Here is an 18,546-nt window from a genome sequence, read left to right as displayed (position 1 = left end):
GTAATAAAAGATTACTTTCCCGCTGACTCTGTCGAACCGTCCTTAATTAGCGCATACCATCTCAATGAGTTAGCTATTGGCGCTGGGGTAACAATCACACGCTGTTGCTCTACCAGTTTTAACAGAATACTGCGCGTTTGATATATACCCATCTCACAATCTTCAGCCAGTACCCTTGTGCTAATCCACTCCTCGTAAGCAGGTGGCGGCAACTTCTGACAGCGCTTGAGCAGAGCATTATAAAGCTCCTCAAGCAGAATATTGCGCTTTTTACCTCGGCTGATTGTTTCTGTTGCCGGTTTTTTTTTCGCCCCCTGCCAGGTAATGACATCTTCCGCATGCGGCAAAAGTCCTGAGACAAAATGCTGTAAATGTAAATTTCCATTTCTCATAAATAGTGAACTCCTTGTCATGTGAATTAGCACAAAAACTTATTAAGATAGTTCTTAAAATCCCTTTCCAAACAGTTATTTATGAAAATATCTGACGGATTTTTTATCCTTTAAATGGTCAGCTATGCCGGATATTGTAGACTGTAAATGATTTTAAGGAACTAATATTTTACTAAAAATTAAATGTATAGTGTTTTGTGCTGGCTAGTATATCTTCGCGACCTGTTATGTCGCAATGAATTATCTATATTAATCTGTTAAGTGAAAAATTTCGTATTTAACTGCTGAGAAAATATTACTTTTAAATCCTATTTCTTCTTTGTAAGGTTTTAATGACAATCTGAATTAAGACTATGGGCGGAGAAGGATTCTTCGTTTAAGTAGTTTTATCGCTGAATACCGGATAATCGTTCACGATGCCATCATTCTGTCATCAGATTGTTTCTTTATAATCACTTGTATGGCAGTTGTTAAGACGTTCACTCGTGCTTGCCATTTAAAAATACACACATATCAAAATCTATATGTTCATTTTTTAAAGTGAAAGTAAATCTTGTGATTGAATTTAAAAAGGATAAGAAGTGATGGAATTTAATAAGATCATGATGACCGCAGTGATGATATTTGGTTCTGTTTCTGTCGCCGATGCCGCCGATGCCGGTCATGGTAAAGTGACGTTTAATGGAGCGATTATTGACTCACCCTGTTCAATTAGCCCTGATACAGTCGATCAGACCGTTGATCTCGGGCAGGTGTCGAATGTTGCACTGGCCGCTAACGGCAAGAATGGCACCTCCGTACCACGCCCATTCCAAATCAAACTTGAAAACTGCGATATCAGCACGCTGAAAACCGTACAAACCACCTTCTCTGGCTCAGTATCTGCATATGACCCGGATAGTCTGGGAATTAGCGGGACTGCCAGCGGTGCCAGCATCGTGATGAATGATGGCAGTAATAACAAAATAAAGTTAGGCGTTCCGACGACGCCGCAAACACTGCTGAATGGTTATAACACGCTGGTTTATAGCGCGTTTCTTCAGGGTGGCGGTGCTTCCGCTACAATTATTCCTGGAGAATTCCAAAGTATTGCTGGTTTCACACTCGCCTATCCATAAACAGGAATGGGCATGTGAAGCGCAATGTCACATGCCCATTATCACGTAAAAGTAATCGTTAATAACTCGATGTCAGCCCGGAATTTGATTCTTCACTCTTCTTGCGGTGAAAACAATGGCAGTAAGGGATTACTGAAGTGGATAACGAATAAGAAATTATCCAATGAGTAATAAAAAAAATGGCCGTTTTGCTGCTGTTGGTTGCCTGCCGAAGGCGATATTAATTGGTTTTTTACTAGATAGCTTACCCGCAGAGGCAAATGAAATTCGTTTCAACACGGATGTGATGGATGTAAAGGACAGGGGGAATATCGATTTTGCGCAGTTTTCTCGCCGTGGATTTATTTTACCCGGGAGCTATCAAATGTCCATTATGATCAATCGCCATGAATTACCCGAGCAGAACATTGATTTCTATCCTCTTGATGATAACCCAGAGGATAGCCAGGCTTGTCTGACCCACAACGATGTAGTGGCGTTTGCCATTAAACCCAATCTGTTGGACCGGCTGACCTGGTGGCACCGGGGTGAGTGCCTGGATATTTCGAGTATTGCCGGGATGGAGGTGCGGGGCGATTTGGGGCAGGGCGTACTGACCGTGAAAATTCCGCAAAACTGGCTGGAATTTCAGACTGCTGACTGGGATCCGCCTTCGCGCTGGGACGACGGCATTGCGGGTGTACTGCTGGATTATAATCTGAATATACAGGCCGCTGAACAGCATCGTTACGCCACGCAGAGTTACGCTATCAGTGGCAATGGCGTCACCGGCGCTAACCTTGATGCATGGCGCCTGCGTGCTGAGTGGCAAGGCCGCTATGATGAGAAAAAACCGGGCGGGGAAGGCCGTCAGTATGAGGTCGACTGGAGTCGCTACTATGCCTGGCGCGCACTACCCAGCCTGCGTGCGCGTCTGACGCTGGGAGAAGATAACCTCGATTCAGCTATTTTTGATAGTTTCCGCTTTACTGGCGCAAGTTTGAATTCAGACGACAGTATGTTACCGCCGGGTTTACGAGGCTATGCCGCTGAAGTTACCGGAGTAGCGCGAACTAATGCTTTGGTGGTGATTAGCCAGCAAAATCGTATTTTGTACGAAACTCAGGTACCTGCTGGCCCTTTTCGTATTCAGGAAATCAGTGATGCGGTGGCGGGTAAGCTGGATGTGCGTGTTGAAGAGCAGGATGGCAGTATTCAGCACTTTCAAACTGATACCGCGGCGATACCGTTCCTGACTCGTCCGGGCATGGTGCGTTACAAACTGGCTACCGGAAGGCCTTCGCTATTTACACATCATCTCACCGATCCACTGTTTACCAGTGCAGAAATATCATGGGGTATTGCTAATGGCTGGTCAGCTTATGGTGGCAGTATTCTTGGAGGAGAGTATCAGGCAGTGTCGGCGGGTATTGGACGTGATTTGTCTGTCCTCGGCGCATTATCTGTTGATAGCACCCTGTCGCGTGCATACGTCTCTGATGATTACAGCCTGAGCGGGGAATCCCTGCGTCTTAATTATTCCAAACGTTTTGAATCATCAGCCAGCCAGTTAAGCTTTGCCGGCTATCGTTTTTCCGATCGCGATTTTATGACGATGTCGGATTATCTGTTGGCAAAGCATGAGAATTTACTCAATCCTCACGGCAAGCAGCTCTATACACTCACCTTTAAGCAGCAGCTGATGCGCTGGAAACTGGATGCCTACCTGAATTACAGCCATCAGAGTTACTGGAATCGTCCTCACAGCGAACGATATGACCTGACCTTAGCCCGCGTTTTCGATCTGACCGGCTGGAAAAATATCAGCGTATCGCTGGCCGTTTATCGCAATAAGTTCAGTGATCGCGCCGATGATGGTGGCTGGATCTCATTCGCGCTGCCCTGGGGCGCGAAATCGACACTCAGTTCTAACCTTTCTCGCAATAATCAACAGTTCGAGCAAAGCGTTGGTTATTTCAGCAATATCGACGAGCAGCGTAACTATCAGCTGAGTGTTGGCAACACGCCTCAAGGCGGAGCAATCGGTGGCTTCTATAACCATGTGGGGAATAGTGCGCAACTGAGCGCCAGTGCTGGCTATCAACCAGGGCAGTATCGCTCTGTTGGATTATCGGCGCAGGGGGGCGCAACCCTGACGGCAGAAGGAGGGGCGTGGCATCGCGTTTCGGCATCGGGTGGTACCCGGCTGCTGGTTGATGTGGATGGAATTGCTGATGTACCGATAAGAGGATATGGCAGCCCGGTCAGGAGCAATACTTTTGGAAAGGCGGTGTTGACGGATATGCACAGCTATTACCGAAACCGCGTCCGCATTGATGTTGAAGCGCTGCCTGATGATATTGAAGCAACCCGATCGGTGGTACAGGCCACTCTGACGGAAGGTGCTATCGGTTATCGCAAATTCAATGTCATTGCCGGTCAGAAAGCGATGGTCAATATCCGCCTCGATAAGGGGGATTTTCCGCCATTTGGGGCATTGCTACGCAATGAGAAATTGCAGCAGACCGGTATGGTCAGCGATGAGGGCAATGCCTGGCTGAGTGGAGTTCGGCCCGGAGCACGAATGTCGGTCGAGTGGGCCAATAGCGTTCAGTGCTATATACAAATACCGCATTCGTTATCAGATCAGCCGTTATCAGCGTTGAGTCTGCCCTGCCGTCGATGGCAGGGTGGTGCTGGATAGCTTTTTTAGACCGTCATTCGATAATCGTCACAGGGATGGACAGCGTGATATGAAACTCAATTTGCCCGGCTGCACCATGGTCGTCGCCTTGCTGGTGAACCTGAATATACCCACTGCAGTGGCTGCTATTGCGCTCGACCGCACCAGAGTTATCTATAACGCCGGCGACAGGGCGATCAGCCTCAGTATCAGTAACGAAAATAAGCAATTGCCCTTTTTAGCTCAGGGCTGGCTAACCGATGAGCAGGGAGAAAAAAATAGCTTGCCATTAGTGGTGCTGCCTCCGGTTCAACGCGTTGAGCCAGGTGAAAGAAGCCAGATAAAAATACAGGCGCTAGCGGCCGCCGAACGGCTGCCGCAGGATCGCGAGAGCCTTTTCTATTTTAATCTGCGTGAAATTCCGCCGCGTAGCGACAAGCCGAATACTTTACAAATTGCGCTGCAAACCAGCATTAAGCTGTTTTATCGGCCAACCGCGATTGTGCCCGGTGATGCGGAGCGGCTGACGCCGTGGCAGCAGCAGCTGATGCTGACCCGGCTCGACGATCGCTATCAGATCGATAATCCGACGCCTTACTTCATTACGCTGGTAGATGCGAGGAGCAATCATAACAACACTACGGCGACGGGATTTGCACCACTAATGATTGCACCACGAGATAAATCATGGCTGGGAGGTTCGCTATCCAGCCTGGGCTCAGCGCCGGTGCTGACTTACGTTAATGACTACGGTGGGCGCGTTGAGTTGAAATTTCGCTGTGAGGCAGACCGATGCCGGGTGGCGAAGCAGAGCCAATGATGATCGATCCCCCCGGAGTTAAGCACAGGCAGCCATGCAAAAAAAACGGCAGCTGGCTGGTAAGAATCCTGTTGCTCTGCAGTGCATCGGTTGTCGCGGTCATTTTTACCGTGTGGAGTGTTGCGCATGCGCTCCCGCAGCAAAATTTAACGCTGCGTGTGGTGCTGATTACTCCTGCCTGCATCATTAATCAGGGCCAGCAGATAGCGGTCGATTTTGGCGATAACCTTAACGCGGAAAACGTCGACGGGCAGCATTATCGGCAAAATATCGATTTTCAGCTGGACTGCCCCGGTGCCCCCTTAGCCTCAATGGTGACATTGACGCTGACTGGGGCAGTCAGCCCTTTTGATATCACCGCACTGGATACCAACATGCCGGATTTGGCAATAAGAGTATTGCTGGATGGGGCGCCACTGGAGATTAACAAACCGGTATCGATAGATATTGGCCAGCCACCGCTGCTGCAAGCGGTGCCGGTTAAGCGTCAAGGGACGGTGCTGGCGCGCGGTCAGATCAGGGCCACCGCCACTCTGCGTGCAGCTTACCTATAGGCTGCCACGCTATGTGAGTAAAGATGGCCGGAGGAGTAATGGAATGTTAATCAAATTAATCGGGACGATGATTATCCTGCTGAATCTGTTTATGCAGCAGGTGAGGGCGGGGGCTTATGTCTTTCCTCTCTCGTTCGACAATCTCCAGGTCGTTCATCGTTTGGCAGGGTGGGAGGAAAACGAAACTGATCTAAATCCCTGCTATAAGTGGCCAAGTTGTTATGTCGGCCTGGACGTTATGTATCGTTCGCACGCACCGAGTATGTATTCATCCTGCGCACTGAATAATAACTGTCTTCGTATTGAAAAACTGCGTACCCGCAGAGAGGTGATGGAAGCGTGGCGACATGCAAAAGGTATCCCATATACCGGTGTGTTTAACGTCGAAAGTCGACAAGCCACTTGTGTCGGGATGTTCTACATCGATCAACCTCAGCACCCCACACCAGAGACCCGCAGCGCCGTAAAGTTTCCGGGATCGGTATGCGGTGAGCTGCCGCCGGAGAATCAGTCATGCCACGTTATTCTGCCGCTGGAAATTAATTTTGGCGTGCTGAGTAGCGTGCAGATTAATGATACTGCTCAGGAAATTACCGGGCAGTTATACTGCTCATTGGCCGGAACGGTCAGCGTGTTTGCTGAATCGCTGTTGGGAGAGCGCCAAATCTATTTTGATGGTGCCAGGCGAAATTTTTACAGCACCCTGGCTATTGATAATCAGGATGCGTGGGATGGCGTAACATTTACGCTGCAGGGCAACAACGTGCGACAAAGTTTTACTTTGAAAGCCACTCTCGGAGCCAAAAGCCTGCCGCAGGCGGGAAATTACACCGCCAGCGGCATTATTTATATCTCTTACCTGTAATGCGTCAGCACCGCAGAGCGAAATCTGCGGTACCTGAAGGGAACGGCTATTTACGCAATCGTACGCATTCCACGGCATGATCGGCGCTTTTGGTCATAATCAGGCTGGCGCGTTCACGAGTGGGCAAGATATTTTGCTTAAGGTTCAGCCAGTTAATCTCTTTCCATAACTGCATCGCGATATTAACTGCTTCCTGCTCAGAGAGCTGAGCATAGTGATGAAAATAGGAGTCAGGATCGGTAAATGCGCCCTGGCGGAATTTCAGGAAGCGATTGATATACCATCTTTCCAGCAACTCTTCTGGCGCATCAACATAGATTGAGAAATCGACAAAGTCAGAGACGAAGACATGATGCGGATCGTGCGGATAATCCATTCCGGTCTGTAATACGTTCAGGCCCTCGAGAATCAGGATATCGGGTTGCTGTACCACTTTATCCCCATCGGGGATCACATCATAAATCAGATGCGAATAGACCGGCGCGGTAACCTGTGAGGAGCCTGATTTCAGGTCAGAAACAAAATTGACCAGGCGATGCATATCATAGGATTGTGGAAATCCCTTTTTCTTCATCAACCCACGCTCTTTCAGCACGTCATTAGGGTGCAAAAAGCCGTCGGTAGTAATCAGTTCGACGCGTCTGTGTTCTGGCCAACGGCTCAGCAGCGCCTGCAGCACGCGTGCTGTGGTGCTTTTGCCGACGGCAACGCTGCCGGCAATGCTGATAATATAAGGAACCTTCTGGCCATTAGTGCCCAGAAACTGTTCGAGCACCGCCTGACGACGCACGTTGGAACTGATATAAAAATTCAGCAAACGTGACAGAGGCAGATAGATCTCGGCCACTTCTTCCAGCGAAAGATCTTCGTTAATACCTTTCAGTTGTGCAATTTCTACTTCTGAAAGCGTCATTGGCACGGAGTCACGTAATGCTGCCCATTGGGTTCTGTCGAACTCTAAGTAGGGCGTAGTCACCAGGGAATCTTTTTTGCTCATATGCATGCTTCTGCCAGCAAATATCTATCCATCTGCACGTTATATAAGGGCTGGCATGATAACGCCATCTCCTTAATTCGTTCACGTACTCAGAGAAATATCAGAAAACAATGCGCAGGAGGTTAACACCAGTAAGGCGTGAAAAAGAAGGAAAAAGATAAATGTGCAGGCGCAATCGCAACAACGCCCGCACTTTTGTACTTTTGTTAACTGGCAATTGAAGGAATCAGCTGGTTAACGGCAAACAGTCTCTTGTAATAGATCACCGACGCATGGAAATAGCCATCGGGGGAGCTGGCGAAATCGGGAATTTCACCGAGGCAGTGATAACCCTGGGCGCGCCAGAAAGCTTCAGAAGCTGAACCTGCCCGCGTATTCAGGCAGAGCAAGCCGCGCTGCTGATCATGTGCGCTGCGCTCAAGGGCGGCGATCAGCATTTTGGCCGTGCCCTGACGTCTGACGCGCGAGTGCACCAGCAGTTTATGAATCTCTGCGCGGTTCTGACCATCTGGCTTTTGACAGATCTCCAGCTGGATGCTGCCGCGCACTCCTTGTGCGTCACGGGCAATCCACAGCTGCCGTTCGCCTTTGGCGATCCCGGAGCGCAGGCTATGAAAGTAACTCTCCGCGGCTTCGCGCGTTAATCGTTGCTGATAACCTACGGAAGCATTACTGGCGACAGCATCCATTAACAGACTGGCCAACTCGCTACGATACATCGGTAAGGTGGCAGCATTGAGCAAGATAATTTTCATGCGATCCCCTCCTTAGTGATATTCACTATTCAGATGCAATAAGCGATCCAGTGCTGACATCATGGGACATCGGGGGTTACGTTTTACGCCTGAGCATAAATTGCACTATCAATGAGCAGCAGTGCAATGCTGGTGGTGCAAATGAGGATGTTTGTATAAATAGTGACCGAACAGTTGTCAGCAAAATAATTAAACCACTGCATAGTTGAGAGATGGCCGCAGAAAAAAGCGCTGACGAATCGTTTTTTTTGTGCGTTTTTTCTCCATTAAAGCGTGAATTTGCGAAGTTTTGCACAAATAACAAGCGAAAGAACAATTATCGCAATTTTTTTGTTGCATCCCACGCCAGCACTTCCTAGAATGCGCACCACTTGATGCCGGCTTAGCTCAGTTGGTAGAGCAACTGACTTGTAATCAGTAGGTCACCAGTTCGATTCCGGTAGCCGGCACCATCAAGTACCCAGGTGGGGTTCCCGAGCGGCCAAAGGGAGCAGACTGTAAATCTGCCGTCACAGACTTCGAAGGTTCGAATCCTTCTCCCACCACCATATTCAGGCTGAGCTCAAGCACAGTCAGGGTCAACAGGTTAAACCGGTTGGCTCGAATAATAAGAAGCTCATCTTATTATTCATAAGCTACAGAAAGAACAGGTAGCCGAGTTCCAGGTTGCGGGCATCGTATAATGGCTATTACCTCAGCCTTCCAAGCTGATGATGCGGGTTCGATTCCCGCTGCCCGCTCCAAAGATGTGCTGATATGGCTCAGTTGGTAGAGCGCACCCTTGGTAAGGGTGAGGTCCCCAGTTCGACTCTGGGTATCAGCACCACTTCATAATCTCCCTCCCTGATTCTTCTCTGTTACCAAAAAAATTCAACAGTTCAGGCTATGCCTGGTTGATGTGGTGATATCACCGATTTATCCGTGTCTTAGAGGGACAATCGATGTCTAAAGAAAAATTTGAACGTTCAAAACCGCACGTCAACGTCGGTACTATCGGCCACGTTGACCATGGTAAAACTACCCTGACTGCAGCTATCACCACCGTACTGGCTAAAACCTACGGCGGTTCTGCTCGTGCATTCGACCAGATCGATAACGCGCCAGAAGAAAAAGCTCGTGGTATCACCATCAACACCTCTCACGTTGAGTATGACACCCCGACTCGCCACTACGCGCACGTTGACTGCCCGGGACACGCCGACTACGTCAAAAACATGATCACCGGTGCTGCTCAGATGGACGGCGCTATCCTGGTTGTTGCTGCGACTGATGGCCCAATGCCTCAGACCCGTGAGCACATCCTGCTGGGTCGCCAGGTTGGCGTTCCTTACATCATCGTGTTCCTGAACAAATGTGACATGGTTGATGACGAAGAGCTGCTGGAACTGGTTGAGATGGAAGTTCGTGAACTGCTGTCTGCATACGATTTCCCAGGCGACGATCTGCCGATCGTTCGTGGTTCTGCTCTGAAAGCGCTGCAAGGCGAAGCTGAGTGGGAAGAGAAAATCGTTGAGCTGGCAGGTTACCTGGATTCTTACATCCCAGAGCCAGAGCGTGCGATTGATAAGCCATTCCTGCTGCCTATCGAAGACGTATTCTCCATCTCCGGCCGTGGTACTGTTGTTACCGGTCGTGTAGAGCGCGGTATCGTTAAAGTTGGTGAAGAAGTTGAAATCGTTGGTATCAAAGATACCGTGAAATCTACTTGTACCGGCGTTGAAATGTTCCGCAAACTGCTGGACGAAGGCCGTGCTGGTGAGAACGTTGGTGTTCTGCTGCGTGGTATCAAACGTGAAGACATCGAACGTGGTCAGGTTCTGGCTAAGCCAGGCTCAATCAAGCCGCACACCACTTTCGATTCAGAAGTTTACATCCTGTCTAAAGATGAAGGCGGCCGTCATACTCCGTTCTTCAAAGGCTACCGTCCACAGTTCTACTTCCGTACTACTGACGTGACCGGTACCATCGAACTGCCAGAAGGCGTTGAGATGGTAATGCCAGGCGACAACGTAAACATGAAAGTTACCCTGATCCACCCAATCGCGATGGATGACGGTCTGCGTTTCGCAATCCGTGAAGGCGGCCGTACTGTTGGTGCGGGTGTTGTTGCTAAAGTTATCGCTTAATCGCTGATAATATTTGACGCAACGCACAAGAAAAGGGCATCATTTGATGCCCTTTTTGCACGCTGTAACATAGAACCTGGCTCATCAGTGATTTTCCGTCATAATCATTGCTGAGGCAGGCTCTGTAGCACGGCGTTAAATGCCGAGTTACGCCTTCAACAGCTTTATTCGGTTTGGTTGCCTCGCATTGCGCGGGGCAAAATAGTTTCTGTTTATTGTGGCAGGTTGGTTTATGAGTGCTAATACCGAAGCTCAACGGAGCGGGCGCGGCCTGGAAGCGATAAAGTGGTTAGTCGTTGCCATTTTGCTTATCGTGGCAATCGTAGGTAACTACTACTATCGCGAAATTACATTGCCGGTACGTGCGCTGGCCGTTGTGGTGCTGATTGCCGCAGCGGGTGGCATTGCGCTGCTGACGACGAAAGGTAAAGCTACGGTGGCTTTTGCTCGTGAAGCAAGAACTGAAGTCCGTAAAGTCATTTGGCCTACTCGTCAGGAAACGTTGCATACCACCTTAATCGTTGCCGCGGTTACTGCCGTGATGTCACTGATTTTGTGGGGGCTGGATGGTATTCTGGTCCGTCTGGTATCGTTTATCACTGGCCTGAGGTTCTGAGATGTCTGAAGCTCCAAAAAAGCGCTGGTACGTCGTTCAGGCGTTTTCCGGTTTTGAAGGCCGCGTAGCACAATCGCTGCGCGAGCATATCAAGTTACACAACATGGAAGAGCTGTTTGGCGATGTCATGGTTCCAACCGAAGAAGTGGTTGAGATCCGTGGTGGTCAGCGTCGTAAAAGCGAGCGCAAGTTCTTCCCTGGTTACGTTCTGGTTCAGATGGTCATGAACGATGCAAGCTGGCACTTAGTGCGTAGCGTGCCGCGTGTCATGGGCTTCATCGGCGGAACATCAGATCGCCCGGCACCGATTAGCGATAAAGAAGTCGATGCGATCATGAACCGCTTACAACAAGTTGGCGATAAGCCACGTCCGAAAACCTTGTTCGAACCAGGCGAAATGGTGCGCGTCAACGACGGCCCGTTTGCCGACTTCAACGGTGTGGTCGAGGAAGTGGATTACGAAAAAAGCCGCCTGAAAGTGTCAGTCTCCATCTTTGGCCGTGCAACGCCAGTGGAACTCGACTTTGGTCAGGTTGAAAAAGGCTGATAGTCGCTGCGAAGCTCCGGGCGGCAGCTTGCGGTCAACCGGTTAAACAGTTTACGCATTGAACGATTATTGGTTGCAGAAGGCGCGAAATTGGCATACAATTTCGCGCCTTTTGTTTTTACATGCTGTCTCAGCGTGTAAAACGTAGATTGCACCTCAGCCCTTGGCCGGGTGCAAACGAATAATCACGGGGAGCTTCTTACGAAGCGCTATAACCCAATAGAGGAATTATCATGGCTAAGAAAGTACAAGCCTACGTCAAACTGCAAGTTTCTGCAGGTATGGCTAACCCAAGTCCACCAGTTGGTCCAGCACTGGGCCAGCAGGGTGTTAACATCATGGAATTCTGTAAAGCGTTTAACGCCAAAACAGAAAGCCTGGAAAAGGGTCTGCCGATTCCGGTTGTTATCACCGTTTATTCTGACCGTTCTTTCACCTTTATCACTAAAACCCCGCCAGCAGCAGTTCTGCTGAAAAAAGCGGCTGGTATTAAATCTGGTTCCGGTAAGCCGAACAAAGATAAAGTTGGTAAAGTAACTCGTGCTCAGGTACGTGAAATCGCAGAAACCAAAGCTGCGGACATGACTGGTTCTGACATTGAAGCGATGACTCGCTCAATCGAAGGTACTGCTCGTTCCATGGGCCTGGTAGTGGAGGACTAAGAAATGGCTAAGCTGACCAAGCGCATGCGTGTGATCCGTGACAAAGTTGATTCAACTAAACAGTATGATATCAACGAAGCTGTTGCTCTGCTGAAAGAACTGGCTACTGCTAAGTTCGTAGAAAGCGTTGACGTAGCTGTAAACCTGGGCATCGATGCTCGTAAATCTGATCAGAACGTTCGCGGTGCAACTGTACTGCCTAACGGTACTGGCCGTTCCGTTCGCGTAGCCGTATTTACTCAGGGCGCAAACGCTGAAGCTGCTAAAGCTGCAGGCGCTGAGCTGGTAGGTATGGAAGATCTGGCTGACCAGATCAAAAAAGGCGAAATGAACTTCGACGTAGTTATCGCATCTCCAGATGCAATGCGCGTTGTTGGCCAGCTGGGTCAGGTTCTGGGCCCACGTGGTCTGATGCCAAACCCGAAAGTTGGTACTGTAACTCCTAACGTTGCTGAAGCAGTTAAGAACGCTAAAGCAGGTCAGGTTCGTTATCGTAACGACAAAAACGGTATCATCCATACCACTATCGGTAAGGTTGATTTCGATACAGACAAACTGAAAGAAAACCTGGAAGCCCTGCTGATTGCGCTGAAAAAAGCGAAACCATCTCAGGCTAAAGGCGTTTTCATCAAGAAAGTTAGCCTGTCCACCACCATGGGCGCTGGCGTAGCTGTAGATCAGTCTGGTCTGAATGCAGTAGCGAACTAATTCGCTGCTTTACGCGGGCGAAAGTTTCGACTAGAATCTTACGCCCGTTGTTCTGTAAATATACAGAACCAAGATTCAAGACATTTGCGCTGAGACAAGCAGCTAATGCAGTAGCTGCGCGAATGACGAAGAAGCTTAAGAATTTTCGGTTGGAGCCTGGCCTTATCCAGGCCTCCGTCCAAGACCGCAGGAGTCAGATGCTTTCGGGTTGAAGACTTAATACTTCCTGCGTAGACGGTGACAGAACCTGAAGAATATTTTTATAGTCTTTGCTGGATTCTGCTCACCGTGTGTTAGCGCTTACCTTCGGCAACGCGGGTAAGTGATGTGAGTTTCGGGGAAATCCTTCCCCGACCAAAATCCAGGAGCTAAAGCTAATGGCATTAAATCTTCAAGACAAACAAGCGATTGTTGCTGAAGTCAGCGAAGTAGCCAAAGGCGCGCTGTCTGCGGTAGTTGCGGATTCTCGTGGCGTTACCGTTGACAAAATGACCGAACTGCGTAAAGCAGGTCGTGAAGCTGGCGTTTACATGCGTGTTGTTCGTAACACCCTGCTGCGCCGCGTCGTTGAGGGTACTCAGTTTGAGTGCCTGAAAGACACGTTTGTTGGTCCGACCCTGATTGCATACTCTATGGAACACCCGGGCGCTGCTGCTCGTCTGTTCAAAGAGTTCGCGAAAGCGAATGCAAAATTTGAGGTCAAAGCTGCAGCCTTTGAAGGCGAGTTAATCACCGCGGCCAATATTGACCGTCTGGCGACTCTGCCAACTTACGATGAAGCAATCGCACGCCTGATGGCAACCATGAAAGAAGCCGCTGCCGGCAAACTGGTTCGCACTCTGGCTGCTGTACGCGATCAGAAAGAAGCAGAAGCTGCTTAATCAGCCTCGCTTTTCTTTTCTCGTTCACTTGCTTACGTACAAACTTTTTCTGAATTTAGGAACACGAAATGTCAATTACTAAAGACCAAATCATTGAAGGCGTTGCAGCTCTGTCTGTAATGGAAATCGTTGAACTGATCTCCGCTATGGAAGAGAAATTCGGCGTGTCAGCTGCTGCTGCTGTTGCAGGTCCAGCTGCTGCTGCTGAAGCTGTTGAAGAAAAAACTGAATTCGACGTTGTACTGAAAGCTATCGGCGCTAACAAAGTTGCTGTTATCAAAGCAGTACGTGGCGCAACTGGTCTGGGCCTGAAAGAAGCTAAAGACCTGGTTGAGTCTGCACCAGCAACTCTGAAAGAAGGCATCAGCAAAGATGACGCCGAAGCCCTGAAAAAGGCTCTGGAAGAAGCTGGCGCTGAAGTTGAAGTCAAATAAGACAGCCTTAACGGTTGCAGCCTGATTCGTCAGGCTGATGGCTGGTGACTTTTTGGTCACCAGCCTTTTTGCGCTCAAGGACCTCAATGGGGTTTCACACTGTTTAGCCATTGAAGTTCCTCAATATCTTTTTCTATCGACGCCTTAATATACTGCTTCCCTGTGAAGATTCCCTGTCGGCACAACAGCAATGAAATGATTTAAGAGTGATAGAAAGATGTATTGTCGGGGGGTGAGCCCTCACTTTCCGAAAAACAAAATAGTGTTGCATGAACTGTCCTCCAGGACGGACAGAGTGGGTCACTGATCAGCGAGCTGAGGAACCCTATGGTTTACTCCTATACCGAGAAAAAACGTATTCGTAAGGATTTTGGTAAACGTCCACAAGTTCTGGACATTCCATATCTCCTTTCTATCCAGCTTGACTCGTTCCAGAAGTTTATCGAGCAAGATCCGGAAGGCCAGTACGGACTGGAAGCAGCATTCCGTTCTGTTTTTCCTATTCAGAGCTACAGCGGTAATTCCGAGCTGCAATATGTCAGCTACCGCTTAGGCGAACCTGTATTTGATGTTAAAGAATGTCAGATTCGTGGCGTGACGTATTCTGCTCCGCTGCGTGTAAAACTGCGTCTGGTGATCTACGAGCGCGAAGCGCCGGAAGGCACTGTTAAAGACATCAAAGAACAAGAAGTTTACATGGGCGAAATTCCGCTCATGACCGATAACGGTACTTTCGTTATCAACGGTACAGAAAGGGTTATCGTTTCTCAGCTGCATCGTAGTCCTGGCGTATTCTTTGACAGCGATAAGGGTAAAACCCACTCATCGGGTAAAGTGCTGTATAACGCACGTATTATTCCTTATCGTGGTTCTTGGCTGGACTTCGAGTTCGATCCGAAAGACAACCTGTTCGTTCGTATTGACCGTCGCCGTAAACTGCCTGCGACCATCATTCTGCGCGCACTGAGCTTCACCACTGAACAGATCCTTGACCTGTTCTTCGCTAAAGTGGTGTATCAGATCCGTGACAACAAGCTGCAGATGGAACTGGTGCCAGAGCGTCTGCGTGGCGAAACCGCGTCCTTCGATATTGAATCGAACGGTACGGTATACGTTGAGAAAGGCCGTCGCATCACTGCACGTCATATCCGTCAGCTGGAAAAAGATAGCGTTGCGCATATCGAAGTTCCGGTTGAGTACATCGCGGGTAAAGTGGTCTCTAAAGACTACATTGACGAAAATACCGGTGAGCTGATTATTGCTGCCAACATGGAGCTGTCGCTGGATCTGCTGGCGAAACTGAGCCAGTCTGGTCACAAGCGTATTGAAACGCTGTTTACCAACGATCTGGATCACGGCGCTTACATGTCCGAGACCTTACGTGTTGACCCAACCAGCGATCGCCTGAGCGCGCTGGTTGAGATCTACCGTATGATGCGTCCTGGCGAGCCACCAACGCGTGAAGCGGCTGAAAACCTGTTCGAGAATCTGTTCTTCTCAGAAGATCGTTATGACCTTTCTGCGGTTGGCCGCATGAAGTTCAACCGTTCTCTGCTGCGTGACGAGATCGAAGGTTCCGGTATCCTGAGCAAAGACGACATCATTGAAGTGATGAAGAAGCTCATCGGTATCCGTAACGGTGTTGGCGAAGTGGATGATATCGACCACCTTGGCAACCGTCGTATCCGTTCCGTAGGCGAAATGGCAGAAAACCAGTTCCGCGTTGGCCTGGTACGTGTTGAGCGTGCGGTGAAAGAGCGTCTGTCTCTGGGCGATCTCGATACCCTGATGCCTCAGGATATGATTAACGCTAAGCCGATCTCTGCGGCAGTGAAAGAGTTCTTTGGTTCCAGCCAGCTGTCTCAATTTATGGACCAGAACAACCCGCTGTCTGAGATTACGCACAAGCGTCGTATCTCTGCACTTGGCCCGGGCGGTCTGACGCGTGAGCGTGCAGGCTTTGAAGTTCGAGACGTTCACCCGACTCACTACGGTCGTGTGTGTCCAATCGAAACGCCGGAAGGTCCAAACATCGGTCTGATCAACTCCTTGTCTGTTTATGCACAGACCAATGAGTACGGTTTCCTGGAAACCCCTTATCGTCGCGTACGTGACGGTGTGGTCACCGACGAAATTCATTACCTCTCTGCAATTGAAGAGGGTAACTACGTTATCGCTCAGGCGAACACCAACCTCGACGACGAAGGTCACTTCGTAGACGATCTGGTGACTTGCCGTAGCAAAGGCGAATCGAGCCTGTTCAGCCGCGATCAGGTTGACTACATGGACGTTTCCACCCAACAGGTGGTTTCCGTCGGTGCGTCACTGATTCCGTTCCTGGAGCACGATGACGCCAACCGCGCATTGATGGGTGCAAACATGCAACGTCAGGCGGTTCCAACTCTGCGTGCGGATAAGCCGCTGGTTGGTACCGGTATGGAACGCGCGGTTGCGGTTGACTCCGGTGTAACTGCCGTAGCGAAACGTGGTGGTACCGTTCAGTACGTTGATGCATCACGTATCGTTATCAAAGTTAACGAAGACGAAATGTATCCGGGCGAAGCCGGTATCGACATCTACAACCTGACCAAGTACACCCGTTCGAACCAGAACACCTGCATCAGCCAGATGCCGTGTGTCAACCTGGGCGAGCCGATTGAACGTGGCGATGTGCTGGCTGATGGCCCGTCTACCGATCTCGGTGAACTGGCGCTGGGTCAGAACATGCGCGTGGCGTTCATGCCGTGGAACGGCTACAACTTCGAAGACTCCATCTTAGTCTCCGAGCGCGTAGTACAGGAAGATCGCTTCACGACCATCCACATTCAGGAACTGGCATGTGTGTCGCGTGACACCAAGCTGGGGCCAGAAGAGATCACCGCTGATATCCCGAACGTGGGTGAAGCTGCGCTCTCCAAACTGGATGAGTCCGGTATCGTGTATATCGGTGCTGAAGTGACCGGTGGCGACATTCTGGTTGGTAAGGTAACGCCGAAAGGTGAAACCCAGCTGACGCCAGAAGAGAAGCTGCTGCGTGCGATCTTTGGTGAGAAAGCGTCTGATGTTAAAGACTCTTCTCTGCGCGTACCAAACGGTGTCTCCGGTACCGTTATCGACGTTCAGGTCTTTACCCGCGATGGCGTGGAAAAAGACAAGCGTGCGTTGGAAATCGAAGAGATGCAGCTGAAGCAGGCGAAGAAAGACCTGACTGAAGAACTGCAGATCCTCGAAGCTGGCCTGTTTGCGCGTATCAATTACGTGCTGGTTTCTGGCGGTGTTGAAGCCGAGAAACTGGACAAGCTGCCACGCGAGCGCTGGTTGGAACTCGGCCTGACCGACGAAGACAAGCAAAACCAGCTGGAGCAGCTGGCAGAGCAGTACGACGAGCTGAAGCACGAGTTTGAGAAGAAACTCGAAGCGAAACGCCGCAAAATCACTCAGGGCGATGATCTGGCACCAGGCGTGCTGAAAATCGTGAAAGTGTATCTGGCGGTTAAACGTCAGATCCAGCCTGGTGACAAAATGGCAGGTCGTCACGGGAACAAAGGTGTTATCTCCAAGATCAACCCGATCGAAGATATGCCTTACGATGAAAACGGCACGCCGGTAGACATCGTACTGAACCCGCTGGGCGTACCATCACGTATGAACATTGGTCAGATTCTTGAAACCCACCTGGGTATGGCTGCAAAAGGTATCGGTGAGAAAATCAACTCGATGCTGAAAAAGCAGGAAGAAGTGACCAAACTGCGTGAGTTTATCCAGCGCGCGTACGATCTGGGCACCGACGTGCGTCAGAAAGTCGATCTGAACACCTTCACCGATGATGAAGTACTGCGTCTGGCAGAGAACCTGAAAAAAGGTATGCCAATCGCAACGCCGGTGTTTGATGGTGCTAAAGAAAGCGAAATCAAAGAACTGCTGCAATTGGGCGGTTTACCGACTTCCGGTCAGATTACGCTGTTTGATGGTCGTACTGGCGAGCAGTTCGAGCGTCCGGTTACCGTTGGCTACATGTACATGCTGAAACTTAACCACCTGGTTGATGACAAGATGCATGCACGTTCTACCGGCTCTTACAGCCTCGTTACTCAGCAGCCGCTGGGTGGTAAGGCACAGTTCGGTGGTCAGCGCTTCGGTGAGATGGAAGTGTGGGCGCTTGAAGCATACGGCGCTGCCTATACGCTGCAAGAAATGCTCACCGTTAAGTCTGATGACGTCAACGGTCGTACTAAGATGTATAAGAACATCGTGGACGGCAACCATCAGATGGAACCAGGCATGCCGGAATCCTTCAACGTACTGTTGAAAGAGATCCGCTCGCTGGGTATCAACATCGAGCTGGAAGACGAGTAACTACCCGATTGGGTAAGCAGTTGTATTCGTACTGGTTACGAGGCGTCCGGGTC

Annotated in this window: 16 protein-coding genes and 4 tRNA genes; 17 read left to right on the top strand and 3 right to left on the bottom strand. The window is 49.8% G+C overall.

The genetic code is table 11. The annotated features are described in order from the left end of the window. Window positions 1-11: 11 nt before the first annotated feature. Window positions 12-392 carry a hypothetical protein gene (locus tag RIN69_RS21070; RefSeq protein WP_313854336.1) on the bottom strand — a complete coding sequence of 127 codons (381 nt, stop codon included), beginning with the start codon at window positions 390-392 and terminating at the stop codon, window positions 12-14. 584 nt (window positions 393-976) lie between these two features. On the opposite strand from RIN69_RS21070, the gene RIN69_RS21065 reads away from it, so the two are divergent. The 5 genes from RIN69_RS21065 to RIN69_RS21045 all read left to right on the top strand — a co-directional run bounded on the left by RIN69_RS21065 (window position 977) and on the right by RIN69_RS21045 (window position 6,411). Then, a complete protein-coding gene (locus RIN69_RS21065; RefSeq protein ID WP_313854335.1) occupies window positions 977-1,510 on the top strand; it encodes a fimbrial protein in 534 nt (177 codons plus the stop codon). Between the two features lie 163 nt (window positions 1,511-1,673). Continuing rightward, window positions 1,674-4,193: an outer membrane usher protein gene (locus RIN69_RS21060; RefSeq protein ID WP_313854334.1), complete on the top strand. Its 2,520-nt coding sequence runs from the start codon at window positions 1,674-1,676 to the stop codon at window positions 4,191-4,193. 49 nt (window positions 4,194-4,242) lie between these two features. After that, the gene (locus RIN69_RS21055; RefSeq protein ID WP_390902467.1) at window positions 4,243-4,992 is read left to right on the top strand and encodes a fimbria/pilus periplasmic chaperone; all 750 of its coding nucleotides are present in this window, start codon (window positions 4,243-4,245) and stop codon (window positions 4,990-4,992) included. Beyond that, the gene (locus RIN69_RS21050; protein WP_313854333.1) at window positions 4,989-5,546 is read left to right on the top strand and encodes a fimbrial protein; all 558 of its coding nucleotides are present in this window, start codon (window positions 4,989-4,991) and stop codon (window positions 5,544-5,546) included. Before RIN69_RS21055 ends, RIN69_RS21050 begins: the two co-directional genes overlap by 4 nt. A gap of 43 nt (window positions 5,547-5,589) precedes the next feature. Continuing rightward, the gene (locus tag RIN69_RS21045) at window positions 5,590-6,411 is read left to right on the top strand and encodes an MrpH family fimbial adhesin (protein ID WP_449361559.1); all 822 of its coding nucleotides are present in this window, start codon (window positions 5,590-5,592) and stop codon (window positions 6,409-6,411) included. A gap of 46 nt (window positions 6,412-6,457) precedes the next feature. Here RIN69_RS21045 and coaA read toward each other — a convergent pair whose 3' ends face one another. Beyond that, complete coding sequence (gene coaA / locus RIN69_RS21040) at window positions 6,458-7,408, bottom strand: type I pantothenate kinase (protein WP_313854328.1); 951 nt, start codon at window positions 7,406-7,408, stop codon at window positions 6,458-6,460. Between the two features lie 206 nt (window positions 7,409-7,614). Continuing rightward, entirely contained in the window at window positions 7,615-8,163 is a 549-nt protein-coding gene (locus tag RIN69_RS21035) for a GNAT family N-acetyltransferase (RefSeq protein WP_313854327.1), read from the bottom strand. Between the two features lie 376 nt (window positions 8,164-8,539). On the opposite strand from RIN69_RS21035, the gene RIN69_RS21030 reads away from it, so the two are divergent. From RIN69_RS21030 to rpoB, 12 genes are all read left to right on the top strand, one after another. After that, window positions 8,540-8,615 (top strand) — tRNA-Thr (locus RIN69_RS21030). Window positions 8,616-8,626: 11 nt separating this feature from the next. Continuing rightward, window positions 8,627-8,711: transfer RNA gene (locus RIN69_RS21025), tRNA-Tyr, on the top strand. Between the two features lie 120 nt (window positions 8,712-8,831). Further along, window positions 8,832-8,906, top strand: a tRNA-Gly gene (locus RIN69_RS21020). A gap of 7 nt (window positions 8,907-8,913) precedes the next feature. Beyond that, window positions 8,914-8,989: transfer RNA gene (locus RIN69_RS21015), tRNA-Thr, on the top strand. Between the two features lie 115 nt (window positions 8,990-9,104). After that, complete coding sequence (gene tuf, locus RIN69_RS21010) at window positions 9,105-10,289, top strand: elongation factor Tu (protein ID WP_313854325.1); 1,185 nt, start codon at window positions 9,105-9,107, stop codon at window positions 10,287-10,289. Between the two features lie 232 nt (window positions 10,290-10,521). Next, window positions 10,522-10,905, top strand: coding sequence for a preprotein translocase subunit SecE (gene secE, locus RIN69_RS21005; protein WP_313854324.1), 384 nt, complete (start codon window positions 10,522-10,524; stop codon window positions 10,903-10,905). Between the two features lies 1 nt (window position 10,906). Next, window positions 10,907-11,452, top strand: coding sequence for a transcription termination/antitermination protein NusG (gene nusG, locus RIN69_RS21000; RefSeq protein WP_012439920.1), 546 nt, complete (start codon window positions 10,907-10,909; stop codon window positions 11,450-11,452). A gap of 233 nt (window positions 11,453-11,685) precedes the next feature. Then, window positions 11,686-12,114, top strand: a complete 429-nt coding sequence (gene rplK / locus RIN69_RS20995) for a 50S ribosomal protein L11 (RefSeq protein WP_313854322.1) — start codon at window positions 11,686-11,688, stop codon at window positions 12,112-12,114. Between the two features lie 3 nt (window positions 12,115-12,117). Further along, a complete protein-coding gene (gene rplA, locus RIN69_RS20990; RefSeq protein ID WP_313854320.1) occupies window positions 12,118-12,822 on the top strand; it encodes a 50S ribosomal protein L1 in 705 nt (234 codons plus the stop codon). 377 nt (window positions 12,823-13,199) lie between these two features. Next, window positions 13,200-13,703: a 50S ribosomal protein L10 gene (rplJ, locus tag RIN69_RS20985; RefSeq protein WP_313854319.1), complete on the top strand. Its 504-nt coding sequence runs from the start codon at window positions 13,200-13,202 to the stop codon at window positions 13,701-13,703. A 68-nt stretch (window positions 13,704-13,771) separates the two neighbouring features. Continuing rightward, window positions 13,772-14,137 carry a 50S ribosomal protein L7/L12 gene (rplL, locus tag RIN69_RS20980; protein ID WP_052902630.1) on the top strand — a complete coding sequence of 122 codons (366 nt, stop codon included), beginning with the start codon at window positions 13,772-13,774 and terminating at the stop codon, window positions 14,135-14,137. Between the two features lie 327 nt (window positions 14,138-14,464). Continuing rightward, window positions 14,465-18,493 carry a DNA-directed RNA polymerase subunit beta gene (gene rpoB, locus RIN69_RS20975; protein ID WP_313854318.1) on the top strand — a complete coding sequence of 1,343 codons (4,029 nt, stop codon included), beginning with the start codon at window positions 14,465-14,467 and terminating at the stop codon, window positions 18,491-18,493. Window positions 18,494-18,546: the final 53 nt, after the last annotated feature.

Origin of the sequence: Winslowiella toletana, from assembly GCF_032164335.1 — a bacterium.
Taxonomy (GTDB): Bacteria; Pseudomonadota; Gammaproteobacteria; order Enterobacterales; family Enterobacteriaceae; genus Erwinia; species Erwinia toletana_A.
The sequence above is the reverse complement of the archived record's forward strand: the minus strand, read 5'-3'. Positions and strand labels throughout refer to the sequence as shown.